The organism is Sphingobacterium sp. SGR-19 (genome assembly GCF_011043555.1).
In the GTDB taxonomy this organism is placed as follows: domain Bacteria; phylum Bacteroidota; class Bacteroidia; order Sphingobacteriales; family Sphingobacteriaceae; genus Sphingobacterium.
The window spans coordinates 205,599-222,733 of the sequence record NZ_JAAKGS010000002.1 but is presented as its reverse complement, the minus strand read 5'-3'; the positions used below and the strand labels follow the sequence as shown (position 1 = coordinate 222,733).

7 protein-coding genes are annotated in these 17,135 nt (G+C 43.6%); all 7 read right to left on the bottom strand.

What is annotated here, in order from left to right:
• Nucleotides 1-159: 159 nt before the first annotated feature.
• Nucleotides 160-4,545 carry a hybrid sensor histidine kinase/response regulator transcription factor gene (locus G5B43_RS04710; protein ID WP_165293570.1) on the bottom strand — a complete coding sequence of 1,462 codons (4,386 nt, stop codon included), beginning with the start codon at nucleotides 4,543-4,545 and terminating at the stop codon, nucleotides 160-162.
• Nucleotides 4,546-4,683: 138 nt separating this feature from the next.
• Nucleotides 4,684-6,090, bottom strand: a complete 1,407-nt coding sequence (locus G5B43_RS04705; RefSeq protein ID WP_165293569.1) for a glycoside hydrolase family 105 protein — start codon at nucleotides 6,088-6,090, stop codon at nucleotides 4,684-4,686.
• Nucleotides 6,091-6,271: 181 nt separating this feature from the next.
• Nucleotides 6,272-7,780 (bottom strand): RagB/SusD family nutrient uptake outer membrane protein, encoded by a 1,509-nt coding sequence (locus tag G5B43_RS04700; RefSeq protein ID WP_165293568.1) that lies wholly within the window; start codon nucleotides 7,778-7,780, stop codon nucleotides 6,272-6,274.
• A gap of 4 nt (nucleotides 7,781-7,784) precedes the next feature.
• Nucleotides 7,785-10,964, bottom strand: a complete 3,180-nt coding sequence (locus G5B43_RS04695; RefSeq protein WP_165293567.1) for a SusC/RagA family TonB-linked outer membrane protein — start codon at nucleotides 10,962-10,964, stop codon at nucleotides 7,785-7,787.
• A gap of 156 nt (nucleotides 10,965-11,120) precedes the next feature.
• Nucleotides 11,121-13,862 (bottom strand): glycosyl hydrolase, encoded by a 2,742-nt coding sequence (locus tag G5B43_RS04690; RefSeq protein ID WP_240904755.1) that lies wholly within the window; start codon nucleotides 13,860-13,862, stop codon nucleotides 11,121-11,123.
• A gap of 5 nt (nucleotides 13,863-13,867) precedes the next feature.
• A complete protein-coding gene (gene rhaM / locus G5B43_RS04685) occupies nucleotides 13,868-14,179 on the bottom strand; it encodes an L-rhamnose mutarotase (protein WP_165293566.1) in 312 nt (103 codons plus the stop codon).
• Nucleotides 14,180-14,182: 3 nt separating this feature from the next.
• Nucleotides 14,183-17,131 (bottom strand): sugar-binding domain-containing protein, encoded by a 2,949-nt coding sequence (locus G5B43_RS04680; RefSeq protein ID WP_165293565.1) that lies wholly within the window; start codon nucleotides 17,129-17,131, stop codon nucleotides 14,183-14,185.
• Between the last annotated feature and the right edge of the window lie 4 nt (nucleotides 17,132-17,135).

Genomic DNA, 17,135 nt, shown 5'->3' with positions numbered 1-17,135 from the left:
AGGTGTTACTTCACATAGTCAAATGTAGGGCACGCCTATTTTTTAGGTATTTAAAAATTGACGAAATACATTTAAAAATTGACAAAGCGCTTTTTTTAAACGATTTAACCAAAAAATGCTCGGAAAGCGTTGGTGTATTATGAAACGACACACCAACAATCATCCCTTGTTTTTCAGATATTCAGATGGGGAAACCTGGTACATCTCTTTAAAGCAAGTACTGAAATAACCCGAACTGTTGAACCCCACTTTGTAGGCAACTTCCGTCACCGTAAGCTCACCGGTATCCAGCAACTGCTTGGCTCGTTTCAATCTAATGTCCCTAATAAACTCTACCGGAGACATATTTGTTAAGCTTTTCAGCTTTTTATAGAACGTGGTTCTTCCCATCGCCATCGCATTTACAGCCACCTCAATGTTAAACGAAGTATCAGCCATCTCGTTTTCAATGATTTGGATAACCTCTCGCAAAAAAGCTTCGTCTTTAGACGTGATGACGACTTCCGTAGGTTCCAGTTTCAGTATCGTTTGCTTATCTACAATAGCAGCAACCACCTGTTGTCGATTTTTTAAAAGGTTCCGCAACAAGTACTTGACATAATCGATGTGAAAAGGCTTGGTTATATAAAAATCGGCTCCATAGGATAATCCTTTTATTTGATCTTCTATAGCGGACTTTGCTGTCAGTAAAATAATCGGAATATGGCTCGTTTCCACATCATTTTTTATCATTTCCAGCATTTGGATACCATCTGTTTCGGGCATCATGACATCCGAAATAATGACATCTGGCTTCCATTCCCGAGCTTTCTCATAGCCTTCCCTGCCGTTACTGGCTTCGTATACCGTATACACCGCCTTGAACTCATCGACCATAAAGCGCTTTAAATCCGGATTATCTTCGACCAAAAGTAATTTAAGGAGGTCTTCTTTATATTTTTCGTCTGCATCGGTTTCACGCATCCCGGTTTGCATGTCAGGGCGTTGGTTGTCTTTACGGATTTTCGGATTTTCTTCCGACAGATCTCGTGGTTCAAAATGGGCATTGCCTTCCAAAAACTTGATGGTGAAGGTCATCCCCCCGTCGTCGTTTATTTCTGCAGCGATCGTACCACCCTGCAACTTCATAATATCTTTTGATAAGGCCAAACCAATTCCGGTGCCTTTAAATGCTTTGTCTTGCGAATTTCCCCCTTCGTAATAAGGTTCAAAGATAACGTCTAGCTGATCCTTATGGACGCCATTGCCTTGATCATGTACCTGAACAAGAATATGTTCGCTTTCTTTTTCGATACGAATAACAATCCGACTTTTGTGCGGAGAAAACTTTACCGCGTTGGATATAACATTGAAAAACACAATATCCGTCTTATCCTCATCACACCACACCTGGATCTCCGATTCATTGGTAATCAGCTCTAAGGAAATCTGCTTATCCTCCACAATATCCGCGAAATTATCCAACAATTGAGTCAGAAAGCTCACCAGTTCTACTTTTTTCACGTTCAACTGCACTTTTTGTTCTTGAATCTTACGGAAATCCAGCAATTGATTGACAAACCGAACCATACGGTCCGTATTCCTATTGGCCACATGCAAGTATTTAACGCCCTTTTCTGATAAAGTTTCGGTCTCCTTCAATTTAAGCAACGGGTTGACGATAAGCGTTAAAGGCGTTCTCAATTCGTGTGAAATATTTGTAAAGAATTGTATTTTCAATGCCGCTATTTTCTTCTCGACAGCTATTTTATGCTTCAATCTAATCATGGTAAATACAATCCTGCGTATTACTTCTAAAGCGGAGATAGCCAAAATAATATAACAAAGAATTGCCCAAGCACTCAACCACCACGGTTTTTTTACCACTATAGCAATACTTTTCTCTGGTACGTTCTCGAAATGTCCGCTGTTCGCCGTTTTGACCCGAAACGTATACCTTCCGGGAGGTATTTTCGTATAAGTAGCTTGCTTTTGGTTCTTTACATTATGCCATTCTTTATCATAGCCTTCGAGGATATAAGCATACGATATATCATCGGGAAACCTATAATCTAAAACAGTGTACTCTATGGTGATGACATCCTGATCATGATTCAATACAATTTCATCTGCATAATTCACGGAAGTCTTAAGTGGTGACCGGGGATCCGTAATATCAACATCTTTATTATAGATTTGCACACCCGTAAAAACCATGTTTCCCGGAAACTTTTCGTTCACTATCTTATCTGGGTAAAAAGAAATATAACCATCCATACATCCGAAGAAAATCTCCCCATTCGGCAATTGAAGACATGCTGCCTCGGAAAAGTCAGTTCTTGGCAAACCATTGTATGTACTGTAATTCCTAAATTCTTTTGTTCTTACATCCAACATGGCAATGCCATTCTCTGTGGTCATCCAAAGATTTCCATTACTTTCCTCTGTGATGCTTAATATGATATCGTTGGGTAAGCCCTGATCTTTTGTAAATGCCTTGAATTTAAGATCTGTCTCAAACTGCTCCGGTTTATTCAGCACTTTATTCAGCCCCCCACCAAACGTGCCAATCCATACTTCCTGGCTTTTCGACCTAAAAAGATACATAATATCGTTATTTCCCAGACTGTGTTTATCTCCTGCTATCTTCACCGTGGGGATAAATGTCATGTCGTCTGGATTTTCATCAGGGTCAAAACGAAGAAGCCCATCAGTAGTTCCCAGCCATATTCGGTTATCGGGTCCTTGAATACTATGCCGTATGACATTAAATGTCCGTTTGGGGTAGTTTTTAAATGAATTATATACGTTTTTGAAACGGATTTCTCCGTTATCTTCAACGAGTAGGTTCAATCCTTTCTGAAACGTGCCGATCCACAACCTGCCTTTATGATCCTCCGTGATACTATATATTTGATTACTGCTTAGACTTGCACTATCGTTTGGATCGTTCTCGTATCGCGTAACCTTGTACTTCGTTCGTTGGGTATTTTCAGGTGTCAGTTTTACCAGTCCATAGCCTTTCGTTCCAATCCAAACATTCTTGTTCCGATCTTCCGTTATGCAGTAAATACTTCCCGGAATCTGGTCGTTTTCCAGCCGTTTTAGGTCGCCGTTCTTGTGGAAATAAATATCACCATGTTTATTGGTCAACCAGACCTTTCCATCAGAATCCCGAAGTAAAGCTCTGATTTCATTGTCAAATCGTCCCGGGGCGGTATCGACGAGCCTTCTATGTTTAAAATTATCGGAAAAAAAAGTCGCTTTATGCACACCACCGTTTCTTGTACAAAACCACAAAACACCTTTTTTATCAGAATACGCAGCAACAAGATTATTGGAAAATAATCGATTCTTATCATCCGGATTATTATAGAAATAAGATAAGTCGTTTTTCCTCTTGTCGTAGTAACCAAATCCACCCCACTTCATACAAACCCACACGACATTGTTCACGTCCTCAAAAACTTTAAAACTGCCGTCGTTCTCGAAAGTTCCCCTGGGCATAAAGGGTAAATTATGATCTTTTTTATGTACAAAAGGGCGAAATATATTACTTGTAGGTTCATATAAAACTACACCATCCCTTTCAGGTTCTAACCATATGTTTCCGCTTCGATCTTCATACATGGACAAATAGGTTGCATGACTATTCGTAAATTGCTGGTAGCTTGCATTCCGATAATCGTAAATGGTTAATCCTTGATTCTCCGCAGTTAAATATAGCTTACCCGTTTCGGAAACTAGCATATCTAAGATGCCACCTCGCGATATTTTTTTTTGCGAAAAAGTTTTGGATGTCGGTTCGTACTGTACAACAGTACCATCTGACGCCGCAAAAAACAACCGACCTTCTTTGTCAACCGCCGCTTTGATAAAATTCAATGTGCTTGCGGAGGACGAAATGGCAGAAGTCAAATGAGGAACGTATGTATCGTTCTTCTTGATTAAACATCGTAAACCGTCTGTCGTGCCGAACCATACCCGCCCCTGATGATCTTCGAATACGAAATTGACGTTATCCTTTAAGTTAGGGATTTCGGTTCCCTTTACAATACGGAGTTGTCCGTGATTTATTTCTGAAACGCATATTACACCATTCTCCTCCGTAATTAACCAAACATCTCCATTAGCCGTTGGGATGATTTCCGCGATGAACATATGTCCTAAACTCTCCCCGCTATCGGTTGTGATTATCGGCAAGAACTCTTCTTTGCGCTTATCAAATCGGTAGACTTTCTTATCAAATGTCCTTACCCATAAATATCCATGTTTCCCCTCGACGATATCTCTTATCTTATTATTTTTCAAGGTAGAACGATCGCCAGGTTGCGATTTATAAACCACAAAATCGTTCCCGTCATATCTGTTCAACCCGTCCCAGGTACCGAACCATATAAAGCCTTCCGCATCTTCAATAATACATGCGACACCGTTGTGAGATAAGCCACTTTCTGTAGAATACGTCTTGAATCTAGGTTCCCGTGGTTGTGTCAGCCCATGAAACATGTTGGCCAACAACATCAACACGATCAGGCCTACAGCTCTTCTGTTTTGTTTACTCATTTATATTGGCTTATAGCGGTCATAAACTCTTTCCTTCAACATCATTACATCTGGTTTACGACCTCTAAAAATAAGCCATTTTTAGGCGTGTTGCATCATGTAGTGTCCTGTTCGGGACAACAACCCATGTCGACTTTTTTAATACGTTTGTCCGTCTACACCGAAAATCGCGGCGTCCGCTTTCGGATCTGTTTCGTAGTATTGAATAGCGCTGTCGTTCATCTTCGGATAGAATTTTTTAATTAAGGTAATCATTTCGGCACCTGCCAAAAGCGTCGGACCATATCCATGAGCAGCATAGGCATTTACCGGACGATGATAATAATAGGCCGGATCAAAAGCCATACCCGTGCCTACACAGGTACCTTCCACCTGCCCTTGCTCGTTGATTTGAGTTGACACGGCAGTCCAACCTAGTTGGGCTACCGGCCCATAAGATATCGCGTCTAGCCAGCCGTTATTAATTCCCCGTGCAATACAATAAACATAGATCGCGGTAGCCGACGTTTCTAAATAGGAATCGCTGCGATCCAGCAACTGATGCCAGAAGCCCGTACCAGATTGATACGACGTAATGCCTTTAACATGTGCCTTATAAATGTCGAGAATGTCCGCTCTCTCTGGATGATTCTCCGGCAAAACATCAAGCACCTCGGTTAGCGTAAGCAACGCCCATCCATTGGCTCGTGCCCAATGGAAAGCGGGGTGGCTATCTGCACTTTCGATCCAGCCATGCATATACAATCCTCTTTCCGGCACAAACATACGTTGTGTAAATTGCTTTATCTGGCGTACCGCTTCGTCGAAATACCGTTTCTCGCCGGTGTAGCTCCCCATCTGCGCAAGTGCAGGTATGCCCATGTACATGTCGTCTAGCCACAGACTGTTCGCTTGCGGACGCATGCGTGCAAACGTGCCATCTGCCAGACGGTGCTCTTTATTTTCGATAAAATCCATGTAATTGTCAATCATATTTCCGTAATCTACATCGGAAGCTATACGACTATACTTGACCATAGCAGTACACATGGCACCGGCATCATCCAGCGAACCGGGTAGAATCACCTGTCGGATCTGTCTATCCACGACATGGTGTTCTTCATACAAGCGTAAAAAATGCGGTGCCACCGCCGACAGAAAGTCAAAGCGTTTCGCTACATATTCCCGATATTTCGGATCCGCCGTTGCTTCCGCTGCTTCCAGCATAGCGGAGTACGTCACGCCCCATTCATAACTCGCTAGACGAAAATCACCTTTTTCCAATTGGGCATGTTCATTTAACTGCGTATAGTCTGTAATTTCCATACCCGTCATGGTGTCCAGCACACGGGTAGGTGTCTCTTCATCCAGATAAACAAATATCCGATCGAGGTTTTGTTTAATTTCCTCAGCGGTCCATTCTCTATAGGGTGTGGTATATTCTGGTGCCAACAGATGCAACGGAGTATTCGAATCGTTGATCTTCGTCTCCTGTGTGGTCGTCTCTTGACATGACATTAATCCCAACACAGATAGGAATCCCATTGATAAGTACAATTTTCTCATATTTTCGTGATTTTTCTATGATAGAAACGGTTTATACATATTCGTTTATAATGAGCTGTCGCTTGCAAGATACAGAATGCTTTGTATAAAGCTATCATGCCGTATCCTGTGGCAGAAGTACACAATGCAAAAGAGCTGCTTAATCTGGTTAAGCAGCTCTCAAAACAACACCATCAATAAATCAATAACCGGGGTTCTGGTCGTATAATCCCGGAGCTGTATTCATTTCTGATTGCGGAACGGGGTACAATACATAGTCTAGCTGGAAATCTCGCATTTGCCCACCTGTATCTTCTTCCTCAATCCATGTATTCATTGTGTTTTCCACTGTCCCGGAACGAATAAGATCAAACCAACGTACTCCTTCTCCTATAAACTCGCGACGCCGCTCTTCTAGCAGCTGTTCTTTCGTAACCCCAGTTAACGGCGTCGTCAGACCAGCACGCTCTCGAACGAAGTTGACTATATCATCCACATCGGTAGCCGTCGATCCAGGTGCTCCGTTCAGCACACACTCTGCTTTAAGCATCAATAGGTCTGTGTAACGGAACACAATATAATTGATCGGCCAATCCGTTCTACTGGTAGTCGGTACTCTACTGATATCTACAAACTTCTTAATAAAAGGCCGGGTCTCCACATTATCCCCATCTTCATAGCCTTCTTGAATACTAAAACCACGGCGCACATCGTCTGTTTCGTATTTATCCAGAAGTTCCATAGCGACCGGTCGTATCGTCAACCCACCTTGTGCGCCAAATCCTAAAGAACGAAACCACGTATCGGGTACGAGTACCCAGGGAAAGGTCGAACCGACTGCAGGATTGCTTCCGGTTGCATACTCAATATTAAAGATGACTTCTTCATTATTTTCATTTGTATAATCAAAAATACGAGCGTAAGATGGCAGCAGATCAAACTCGTTGCTTGCGATAATATCGTTAAACTGCTTTACCGCCTCATCCCATTCATTCGAATTCAGACCTGCTCCTTCAACACCTAAATCAGGGCCTGAACGCGTCATGTACACTAGCCCCAACAGCATTTTTGCACTATATTTATTTGCTCGCCCTCTATCCACAGTGGCATAGTCACTCGGTGCCGGTAAATAATCTATCGCTATATTCAGATCCTCAATGATCAAGTTATACACATCGCTCACGGAGCTACGAGGAATAGTTTTAGCTTCCGGTGCATCAACTACTCGATCTATCAACGGTACCTTTCCGAAATAGCGAATGAGATCAAAATAATAGAATGCCCGGAGAAAGCGTGCCTGTCCTTCCATACGTCTACGCACATCTTCTTCCAGAATGACAGCTTCTCCTTTTTCAGCCAGTTGTTCCAGATAATTATTGGCGCGAAAAATACCCGTAAAGTTTGTTTGCCAAGCTTCTACAATATACGGGTTCGCGGCAATGTTTTGATGAAAGCTGTTTATGCCCTCCCAATCGCGTACACCTCCGTCAGACACGGCATATAAATTATCAGACCTGGTTTCGGACAGATTCATCAAACGATCCGGATAGCCCCTAGCGGAACTGTATACAGCGTTCAGTCCTTGATTAAAATCATCTAACGTCTGAAAATAAGTCTCCGCTGCGGGATCCGATATCGGTTGTTGCCCTAAGTCCATATCACAGGATGCGAACAACCTGATAATCAATACAAAATATAATATCTTTCTCATCGTCTTAAAAAGTCAAGTTTATACCAAATGTAACTGTCTTCGGCAGCGCTAATCCACCATAATCGCCGGGTTCCATATACGTACTGCTACCGCTCAAATTAGTATTAGCGGATTCGGGGTTCAATCCTCCGTCATATTTATCTTTTCCCCAAAAATTTTCTAAAGTAAGATATACACGGCCCGTATTTAACCAAGATTGTCCTGCTAAACGAATATCTTTAAAGTTGTATCCGAAGGTAACATTGCGTAAACGCCAATAGTCCGAGGAATACAGCCAATCTGTATTTTTTATACGCCCAAAGGTAGAATAGGCATTTCCAACCCGACCTTCGCCGGGATCTTCTGCCGAACGCCACCTATCCCGATAGAAGCCCAATGCATTATCGCTAGCTCCTTGTCCTGTGCGTCCCAATGCCCGCCCTAAAAGTGAATATAGATGTCCGCCATTTTGTCCTTGGAACATAAAGCTTAAGTCGAAGTTTTTGTATCTGAAATCGTTTGTGATACCCCATACATAATCCGGGTTTGGATGTCCCACAATCACGCGGTCGTCTGCATCGATCACCTTATCACCGTTAGCATCTACATAACGTGGATCACCGGCAACCTGCGTACCATACAAGGCCGCTCCATTATCGATGTCCTGCTGCGTAAGAATACCGTCTTGCTGCACGACATAAATACTATACATGGGTTCCCCAACGCGGAGAATACTGTGCTCAATATCAAAAGAAGAAGGGATCAGAATTTCTTGTTGGTCGCCTATTAACTGCGTCACTTTATTCGTATTATGACTCAGGTTAAGCGATGTCGACCAGGTAAAGTTATCACGCTGTATATTCCGAGATCTTATCTCAAGTTCCCATCCACGACTCCTTACTTCCCCTGCATTATCCAATAAAGAACCAAATCCCGTCGACCACATCGTCGGTACATTCAACAAGAGGTTACTGCTCGTTCTTTGGTACCAATCAAATGACCCGGACAGTCGAGAACGGAACAACGCAAAATCCAAGCCGATATCAAAAGTTTTGGATTTTTCCCAGGTCAGATCTGGGTTAATGATATTACCCGGAGCCCATCCTGGCGCGGCCGTTCCTCCCCACGAGTAGTTTGCGGCATTCAGTACCGCTACGCTACTGTAATCACCGATGTTATTATTACCGGATTCGCCATAGCTTGCTCGAACCTTCAAATCTTGTATAAAATCGGCAGACTGCATAAAACTCTCCTCCGATAAGCGCCAACCGGCCGACAATGACGGGAACCAGCCCCACTTGGTATTCGCTCCAAAACGCGACGACCCATCTCGACGTATGCTGGCCGACAGTAAATATTTACTATCAAAAGCATACTGCACTCGCCCGAAATAAGACAACAACAAATTTTTAGTGGCATCGGTGGAAGCTGTTGTTCCCACCGCCGCATTTAGTGTCTTCACGTTACTATTTCGATATCCTCCCTGTGAAGTGATCGTAGAAGCATCGAAACGATCGTAGTTGTAAGCATGTCCTAATAACGCCGTTAGGTGATGTTTATCCCGTTCCAAATTATAGGTTAGCGTATTCTCGTTGACAAAGGTCTGCTTACGGTACTTATTACTCGACCCATACGTCGCGAAATTCGGTCTCGTTGTCCGTTGCGGCAAATCTCCACCGACGGTATAAGGTCGATAACGGAACGACGTGTAGTCGGTATGATCTAAGTTGACGGTCGTTTTGAAAACCAGATTATCTAAAATATTGTATTGCCCATATAGCGTAGCTAAAATACGTGCTGTTTTATTTTCGCCATCATAATGATTCAGTTTTGCTATTGGGTCGTTTGTCGATGTACTCCAAGGATACCTATTATTGTCAAAGACGTTGACCGTGCCTGCCGAATTTTCCTGTACCGGCGACATGGAATAAATCTGATGCATGATATTGTCTTTTCCCTCTACCCCGGGGTCATTAGCCTCGGAGTAGGTTGGAGCGAGGTTCATCCCAAAGGTCAGCTTTTTCGTTGGTTTCACATCCACATTGGCACGAAGCGCATAATTTTTATAATCTAATCCCTGCACAATCCCTTTCTGATCCATATAGTTACCCGACACATAATAATTCACGAACTCTGTACCACCCGATGCGCCCAATTGATAGTTTTGTACCATCCCTGTACGATAGGCCTCTTCTTGCCAATCTATTAAATGTAGACCGGGGTAACCATCTTGCATCCAACGTTCATCAAACATAAAAGTGGTATTATAAGTCCCCGGGTTCAATCCTAAAATCGCACGTCGTTCGTCCATAGTCTGATTAGCAGTCCGTCCGGTTCCCGAAGCTTCCCACTGGCTATTGATCATTTCTATAGAACGATCTATCCATTCCTCTCCATTTAACATATCCAGCTTCCTATAGGGTGATGACGCCCCTAAATAGGTGTTAAATGAAATAGTCGGCTTTCCAGATTTCCCCCGTTTTGTCGTAATGAGTACGACCCCGTTGGCTGCCCGTGAACCATAGATGGCAGCAGCCGAAGCATCTTTCAAGACCTCGATCGATTCGATATCGTTCGGATTAATATTATCTAAAGGATTACCGGATGCGTAGTTTCCCGATCCGTTAGGTGCCGCTGTCGCTAAAGGAAAACCATCGATAACATACAGTGGTTCACTCCCGGCCGTAATTGACCCGGATCCACGAACCTGCACACTAAGACCTTTACCTGGCACTCCGGTTGTCTGTTTCACGCGGACACCGGACATTTGCCCTACTAATGCCTGATCTACGCGCACTAATGGACGTTCCTCCAAACCTTCTGCATTAAATTTAGAAACAGGTGCGATAACGTCCGAGCGACGTTGTGTACCATAACCGATAACCACCACTTCATCCAAAACCTCGTCTTTCGCTTTCATAACAACCGTCAATGGCTGCAATGTCTTCACAACAAGATCTTGGTTCTCATACTCCACGGAGGTAAAACGTAAAGTCTCACCGATCTTGACAGGCACACTAAACGCGCCATCTGCACCAGAAGACGACGAACGGTTCTCATCGCCCAAAACCTGCACAGAAACCCCTTGTATGGGCTGCTGTGATGCGTTTACTATCTTTCCCGTTAGGGCTTCCTGTGCTACCAAAACATGACTGGTACCAAGAAAAAGTGCAAACAAACAATAAAAAAACACGGACTCTCTCATAGATTTATCAACTTGTTATACCATAGATTTATACTAGCTCAAAAGCAAGGTAGAAAGTTTATGTAACAAAACTGTTATGCACTTTCATGGTCGGCATAAAAAAGGCCATTTCCTTTTCGAAAATGGCCCCTTCTGTTGAAAACAGATCGGAAAGTATCAATAACGGAATAAACGCACAGGTCCTTTTAGACCGCTATCCATTAGTTTCCATTGACTTGCATCAAAATCTTTATAATCAATATTCACAAAATTGATCTCATGGTAATTACGCCACGACACCTTTCTTTTATCGAGGTCACGAATACGGTTTGCCATCAAATTCGCCACTTCAATGCGAATATCGTTCTTACCATTTTGTAACAGTTCTCCAATCTCCAGCGTAAACGGATGCGCCCATACGATACCGGCATCTTTCCCATTCACCCACACTTGTGCACTTTCACCCACTGCTCCTAAATGCAATTGATAGCCTTTGTCCGACTTCTTGTCGATGGCAAAAGAGGTTTCATAAGCCGCTGTGCCGGAAAACTTGTCGGCGACTGCATCTCCCCAAGTTGTCCAATAGCTTAGGTTGTTCAACGTTCGTGCTTTTGGTAATTGTGGCCCGCCTTGCAAGAAGCTTACCTTCCACGGATGAACAAAAACCTTTTCCTCCTGCGGTTGATTGACATAGCGATAGTCGGTATCTACTTTATCTGTATCAGACACATACACCACCCAAGCATAACCGGCAGGAATCTGCAAGCGAATAGCGCTCTTTTCTACCGGAAGATTGAATATATCGCCAGTCTGCGGATCCAATAACGTGTAATGCATTCCCTCGTTATTTAACCGAACAAATTGGTCTACTGTTTTATCGGTATGGTTCACCAGGTAATAATACGTTCCTTTCTCCGTCACCCGTCTATTAAATTTAAGCCCGGTACGTGCCAATCGTTCAGCATATAGTTGCTCTGTTTCCAACGCGGAGTACACATCATTCGTCAAGTAGATTTTTCCTTCACCGTAGGCTGTATATTGGTTTTCTTCATCCTCGTCAAAGTGCAGTGTTGCCAATAAATCATTCAGTTTTTTGCGCCGCACTTCCAGATTCGCTAAACCGCCAACATCTTTCGGTAAAGTTTCAAAAATGAGTGTCGCTCCATTCCTTGCTAATGTCAAAAGATTATCGAGCGTTTCCTCCGAAAAATATTGTGTAGAGGGGATATAGATAACTTTGTATGGTCGCGCATTCTCCGCCGTTACTACCTGCTTGTTTTGGACAGTCGATTTAGCGAGAATAGCGTCGGTGACAAAATCAAAACTATATCCTAGGCGCTGCAAATACATACTTTGTTTATAGAATTCGGTGGGGTGCAACCAGTCATCCACATGATGCACACTCAATGTTTTAAATGGCGCTTTGGTATCGTGCCAAACGTCATATATAGGCCAATAAATCAATAGCTCATTGTCCGCTTTTGTCGTCTGCAGGATGGATTGTACACGGGTAACATAGTTGTTTAAGCCCGGCAGATGCGACCAGAACGAATTGTTGGTCGTGAAATTAACCGATGCATAAAACAACCAGCCCGGATAAGGTACATCTTCCGGTGAGTAGGTTGTACCGTGATAAAATACATGGTTCACACCGGCTAAAAACAATTGCTCGACCTCTGGCTTTGCTTGCGCGAGGGATGTTTTAAAGTGTTCGGTAAGCCATGTAAACGTTTCGGAAGACGTATATTTCTTGCCCGTGGTGTGCGTTGCCGAGGAAGCGAATTTAAACATCATCGGATCAGGATCAACATTCCGAACATCGGTGCTGTCCCGTCTCAAATCCGGAATAGCAAAAAAACTCGACCCAAAGGTTTCACATTCGGCAATATCCGTACTGGCATATAGATCTATTAAGTTTCCAGGTGATCCATGTGCTTGGTTTTTCGAGAGCGCCCCGTGTTGATTGGAAAACGAGGTAAAAGGAACCAAGAAGTTATCCCTAAGGATAGCATTCACCACTTCCCGGTAATCGGACTTCACACGCTTTTCCTTTTCTTTGTCGTTACTCTTTCCAGCAAAGTCCAATAAGTATCCCTGTAATTTATATCCCTTCCTTTTTTCAAATTCTTCTAAAAAGCGATCCGTCCAGTTGGCACCATATACTTCATAGCTGTCGTTAAAAAAAGCACGAAGCTGTAGATCCTTTCCTTGAAATGCTTCTTGAAAATGACTAAAGTAGCGTTGCACGGGTTCTTTACCCAGATGATCAAGCGTAAATCCTTCACCTCCCGGCGCAGCACGTTTGACTTTTTGACGCGTTCTTCCCGAGAAAAGGGCGATTACCCGGACGTCTTCGGGTGCTGTCCAGCTTCCCGACTGGTTATGCATCTGACTATCCAGATTGATCTCCTGTCCATCGGGTTTATATGCACGAAGCGCCTGCAATTTGCTAAAACTCTGTTTGGTATCGCTTACCCCCAGCGGAAACGATATTGCCTGTCCCTGCTTTAGATCGATCTCATCTAAAAACAATTTAGTGGCCGCATGTTGCTCATCGATTTGCGGCCCACCAAATGGCCAGCCCGTTCCTAGGTTAATATCCACACCCATCTGATGGCCGTTTGCTTGATCTACGGTAAATGCCAGCATATCCATCCACCTGTTCGAAAGAAAAGGGATATACCGATCTTCATACCCTTTAGCGCCGTAAATAGGCGTAACTTCCACGCCGCCGAAACCTGCCTCATCCAGTAGTTTTATCTCTCTGGAAAGGTTGGGTTTATCCACAGCGGAGCCTAGCCACCACCAACGTGTCCAAGGTCTCATTTCCTTGGTTACGCTGGGCCACAGATCTTGTGCCCATACAGCGGAAGTAGCCATACCATAACATATCAATATCGTTAAAAATCTCTTCTTCATCGTTGTTAATCTAAATGGAAAACTTTCATTAAAGGTGTAGAAATGGGCGAAAAGTCAGCATTTGTTTCCATGATATCTGCCATATACTTCCACCAACGTTGCACGACAGCTGTCTTTCCCAATTCCTGGGATGATTTACCTGTCAAATACTGGACCGCGAACAGTGTATTGGTATCCTCATCCAAAAAAATAGTATAGTCTGTTATGCCATTTTCTTTTAATAGTTCCACCAACTCCGGCCAAATAGCAGCATGTCTCCTTTCATACTCTTCCTTCATTCCCGGCTTCAGTTGCATTTTAAACGCTACCTTCTGCATAGTCTATTGTTTTTTGTGGATATCTATTTCAATAATACTCAATCGTCCTTTTGCGCCGATATCATCCCGCGCCACACCATCATCCAACTTCTTACCTCCGATTTCGGCGTGTTGATTTTCCGCAGCAACAACCGAACTCCCTTTCAACTGAATTTTCACCCGACGTCCTTCTGTACGTGGGATTTCTAATGTGTAATACCCTAATGTCGTTTCTGTATTTCCATCAAATACCAGCTTGTCATCGACGAAAACCTGTAACGGATAGCTTCTGGATCTAAAGTTATTCAATTTTAGATCAATCTCGTCAATAACCGATTTCTTTGCCAGGGTATATTCTATCCAGGCGTTTTGCAATGTTCCATCGTTTACCCAGTCCGTCAGCTCATTATCATCATAGGAGGCTGTTGCCATTTCTTGATTTGTGCCTGCCTGAACTTTCTGTATCGGCAAGGTTATACGTCGCTGCTTTAATGGTTCCTCTTTCAAACCTTCCCCTCTATCCAGATTCAAAGGCAACCCTATTTCAGCATTTTTCACAAAAAGCCCATTTTTATCCGAGATAGGAGAAACTTCCCATCCAAGACTATCCGCAATAAGGCCATTCGCCTGTGCGTGGATTTTCACTTCTCCGGCTTCACCAAACCGGGTACGCAGCATGACTCTGTTTACGCCGGCTTCTACTGGTAACGATTCGGAAAGGATGTAATTGTTAGGTCCCTGCGCAATACCTCCCCGCCAGTCCATAGGGCCATCCCAACGGAAATCAATCATATGGGTCGCCGTCGGGCAACGTCTACGTTCTTTGTCCAACACTTCCACATCGACTAAAACCATATCATTGCCATCGGCATATAAGCCGTTATCGCCGTGCTTATAATTTAGTTTTACACGATAAGGCTCGCCTGCCGTTTGTATTATCTGCTCGTTCAATATATTATTATTTCCGTCATAAGAACGAGCTTTCAGTTCGCCTGCCATAAAAGTTATTTGGGGAAAAGTAAACAAGAACTGATAAGAGCGATCGCCAAAACCTACGCTCTGACCATTCACAAACAGCTCTACTTTCTCGCCCGCGCTCACCACATGTATATCTTTTTTTGTATCTGTTGTATAATTCCAATGACCAATGATATGGAGACCTTTCGGATCGGGATCTATCCAGCCGTTCCACATGACCTGATGCGCATAATATGCATCTTTAGGAATCCGCATCGCATCGACTTCTCCGCTTCGACGATAGTTCTCTTTACCTCTATAATGTGTATTGGAGTCGGAGAAAATAATATTCACACCGCCCGAACTGACCCGTTTTCCCGTTCCCGGACGAACTTTCCAGTATTCCCACCAACGGCGAACCGTTTCTATAGCATGTTGATCCTGATTCCTATTGTAATCACTGGCATCATTACCTTTATACAACGGTCCTTCCCCCTCCTTGTGGAAGGGATAGGTATATTCATCCCAGTATTTACGCAGACCTTCATCGCGCATATACTCGGTTGCAATCATCGGATGTCTAGCACTTTTATTGATATAAAGCATCTCCCCACCATACTCGGCCAGTTTGCTATCCAGCATTTCACGAGACCCTATGGCTCGCCCGCCATGCGGATCATATTGGTCACGAATGGCGATCATCTCGGTCATGTGTTCTTCAGAGACGGATTCATTTCCACTTTCCCAAAACAGGACACTCGGACTGTTCCGGTAGTAGATGATTGCATCGCGCATCAATTCTGTCCGTTGCTCCCATCGACGGCCTTCCACGTCCCTTTCCGCATCTCCAGCAGGCAGCATTTGCATCAGTCCGACCCGGTCACAAGATTCCACGTCTTGACGCCAAGGCGCAACGTGCATCCAACGAACCAGATTCGCATTACTTTCCACCATCAACTTATTGCTGTAGTCACTCACCCATGGAGCAACAGACAGCCCTACCGCGGGCCATTCATTGCTTGTTCGTTGGGCATAGCCTTTCATCATCAATACCTGATCGTTGAGATAGACCATACCATCCCGAAATGCGGTTTTCCGGAAGCCTGTACGTGTATCAACCGCATCGATCGTTTCTCCACCAACTACCAATTTAGACGTTACCGTATATAGATAACCATACCCCCAGTTCCAGAAATGCACATTGTCCATTTTTGACTGTACCCGGATTATCCTTGTCGCTCCGGATTCCAACGAGAACGGATTTTCAAACGTTTTTACCAACGCGCCTTCAGCGTCTCGTACTTCCACCACAAGCTGACCATTATACGTATCAGCTGTTTCGTTTTTTACTTCAGATTCTACATGGAGATCCAGCCGTTTTTTTGAAATATCTATGTTTTTTGCATAAACATATACGCCCGTAGTTTCCAAATTAGAATATAAAGGCAATGTTTGGTATACCCCACTCATAAAATGAATCCATACATTTTTGGGAATACCGCCGTAATTCGCATTAAAATTCTTATCGTTCCATTGGAAAATGCTGTTGGTTGCATTTTCCCTATACCGCCAATCGTTATCGGTTCGAATCGCCAGGACATTTTCACCTTTTTTTAACACTTCTTTCGAGATGTCTAACCCCGCTGCCATGACACCGTTTTCGTGGCGGCCTATCCAGGTACCGTTAAGATAAAATTCAGCTCCGAAACGTACGCCTTCAAATTCTAAAAATACCTTTTCTTGCGGGACATCATCCGGCAACGTAAATGTTTTACGGTACCAAACTACCGCTGTGCTATGTTCGTGTATAGGCTTTGCAAAAGCTTCGTCCTCATTCCAGGCGTAGGGTAATGTAACGCCTTTCCATTCCTTATCGTCAAATGCAGCTTGTTTAGCGTCCGGTATATCGCCAATATGTAGTTTCCATCCGGCGTTAAAACTATAGGTCTGTCGGGGTTGTGCGGATATCACCAAACCACACAACAAGACACCTATCGTTATACAAAGTTTTATCATATCA

What these genes read in the sequence shown, in the direction of transcription:
- G5B43_RS04695 (WP_165293567.1), bottom strand. Translation starts at nt 10,964, where the DNA reads ATGAGAGAGTCCGTGTTTTTTTATTGTTTGTTTGCACTTTTTCTTGGT.
- rhaM (WP_165293566.1), bottom strand. Translation starts at nt 14,179, where the DNA reads ATGCAGAAGGTAGCGTTTAAAATGCAACTGAAGCCGGGAATGAAGGAA.
- G5B43_RS04680 (WP_165293565.1), bottom strand. Translation starts at nt 17,131, where the DNA reads ATGATAAAACTTTGTATAACGATAGGTGTCTTGTTGTGTGGTTTGGTG.
- G5B43_RS04690 (WP_240904755.1), bottom strand. Translation starts at nt 13,862, where the DNA reads ATGAAGAAGAGATTTTTAACGATATTGATATGTTATGGTATGGCTACT.
- G5B43_RS04700 (WP_165293568.1), bottom strand. Translation starts at nt 7,780, where the DNA reads ATGAGAAAGATATTATATTTTGTATTGATTATCAGGTTGTTCGCATCC.
- G5B43_RS04710 (WP_165293570.1), bottom strand. Translation starts at nt 4,545, where the DNA reads ATGAGTAAACAAAACAGAAGAGCTGTAGGCCTGATCGTGTTGATGTTG.
- G5B43_RS04705 (WP_165293569.1), bottom strand. Translation starts at nt 6,090, where the DNA reads ATGAGAAAATTGTACTTATCAATGGGATTCCTATCTGTGTTGGGATTA.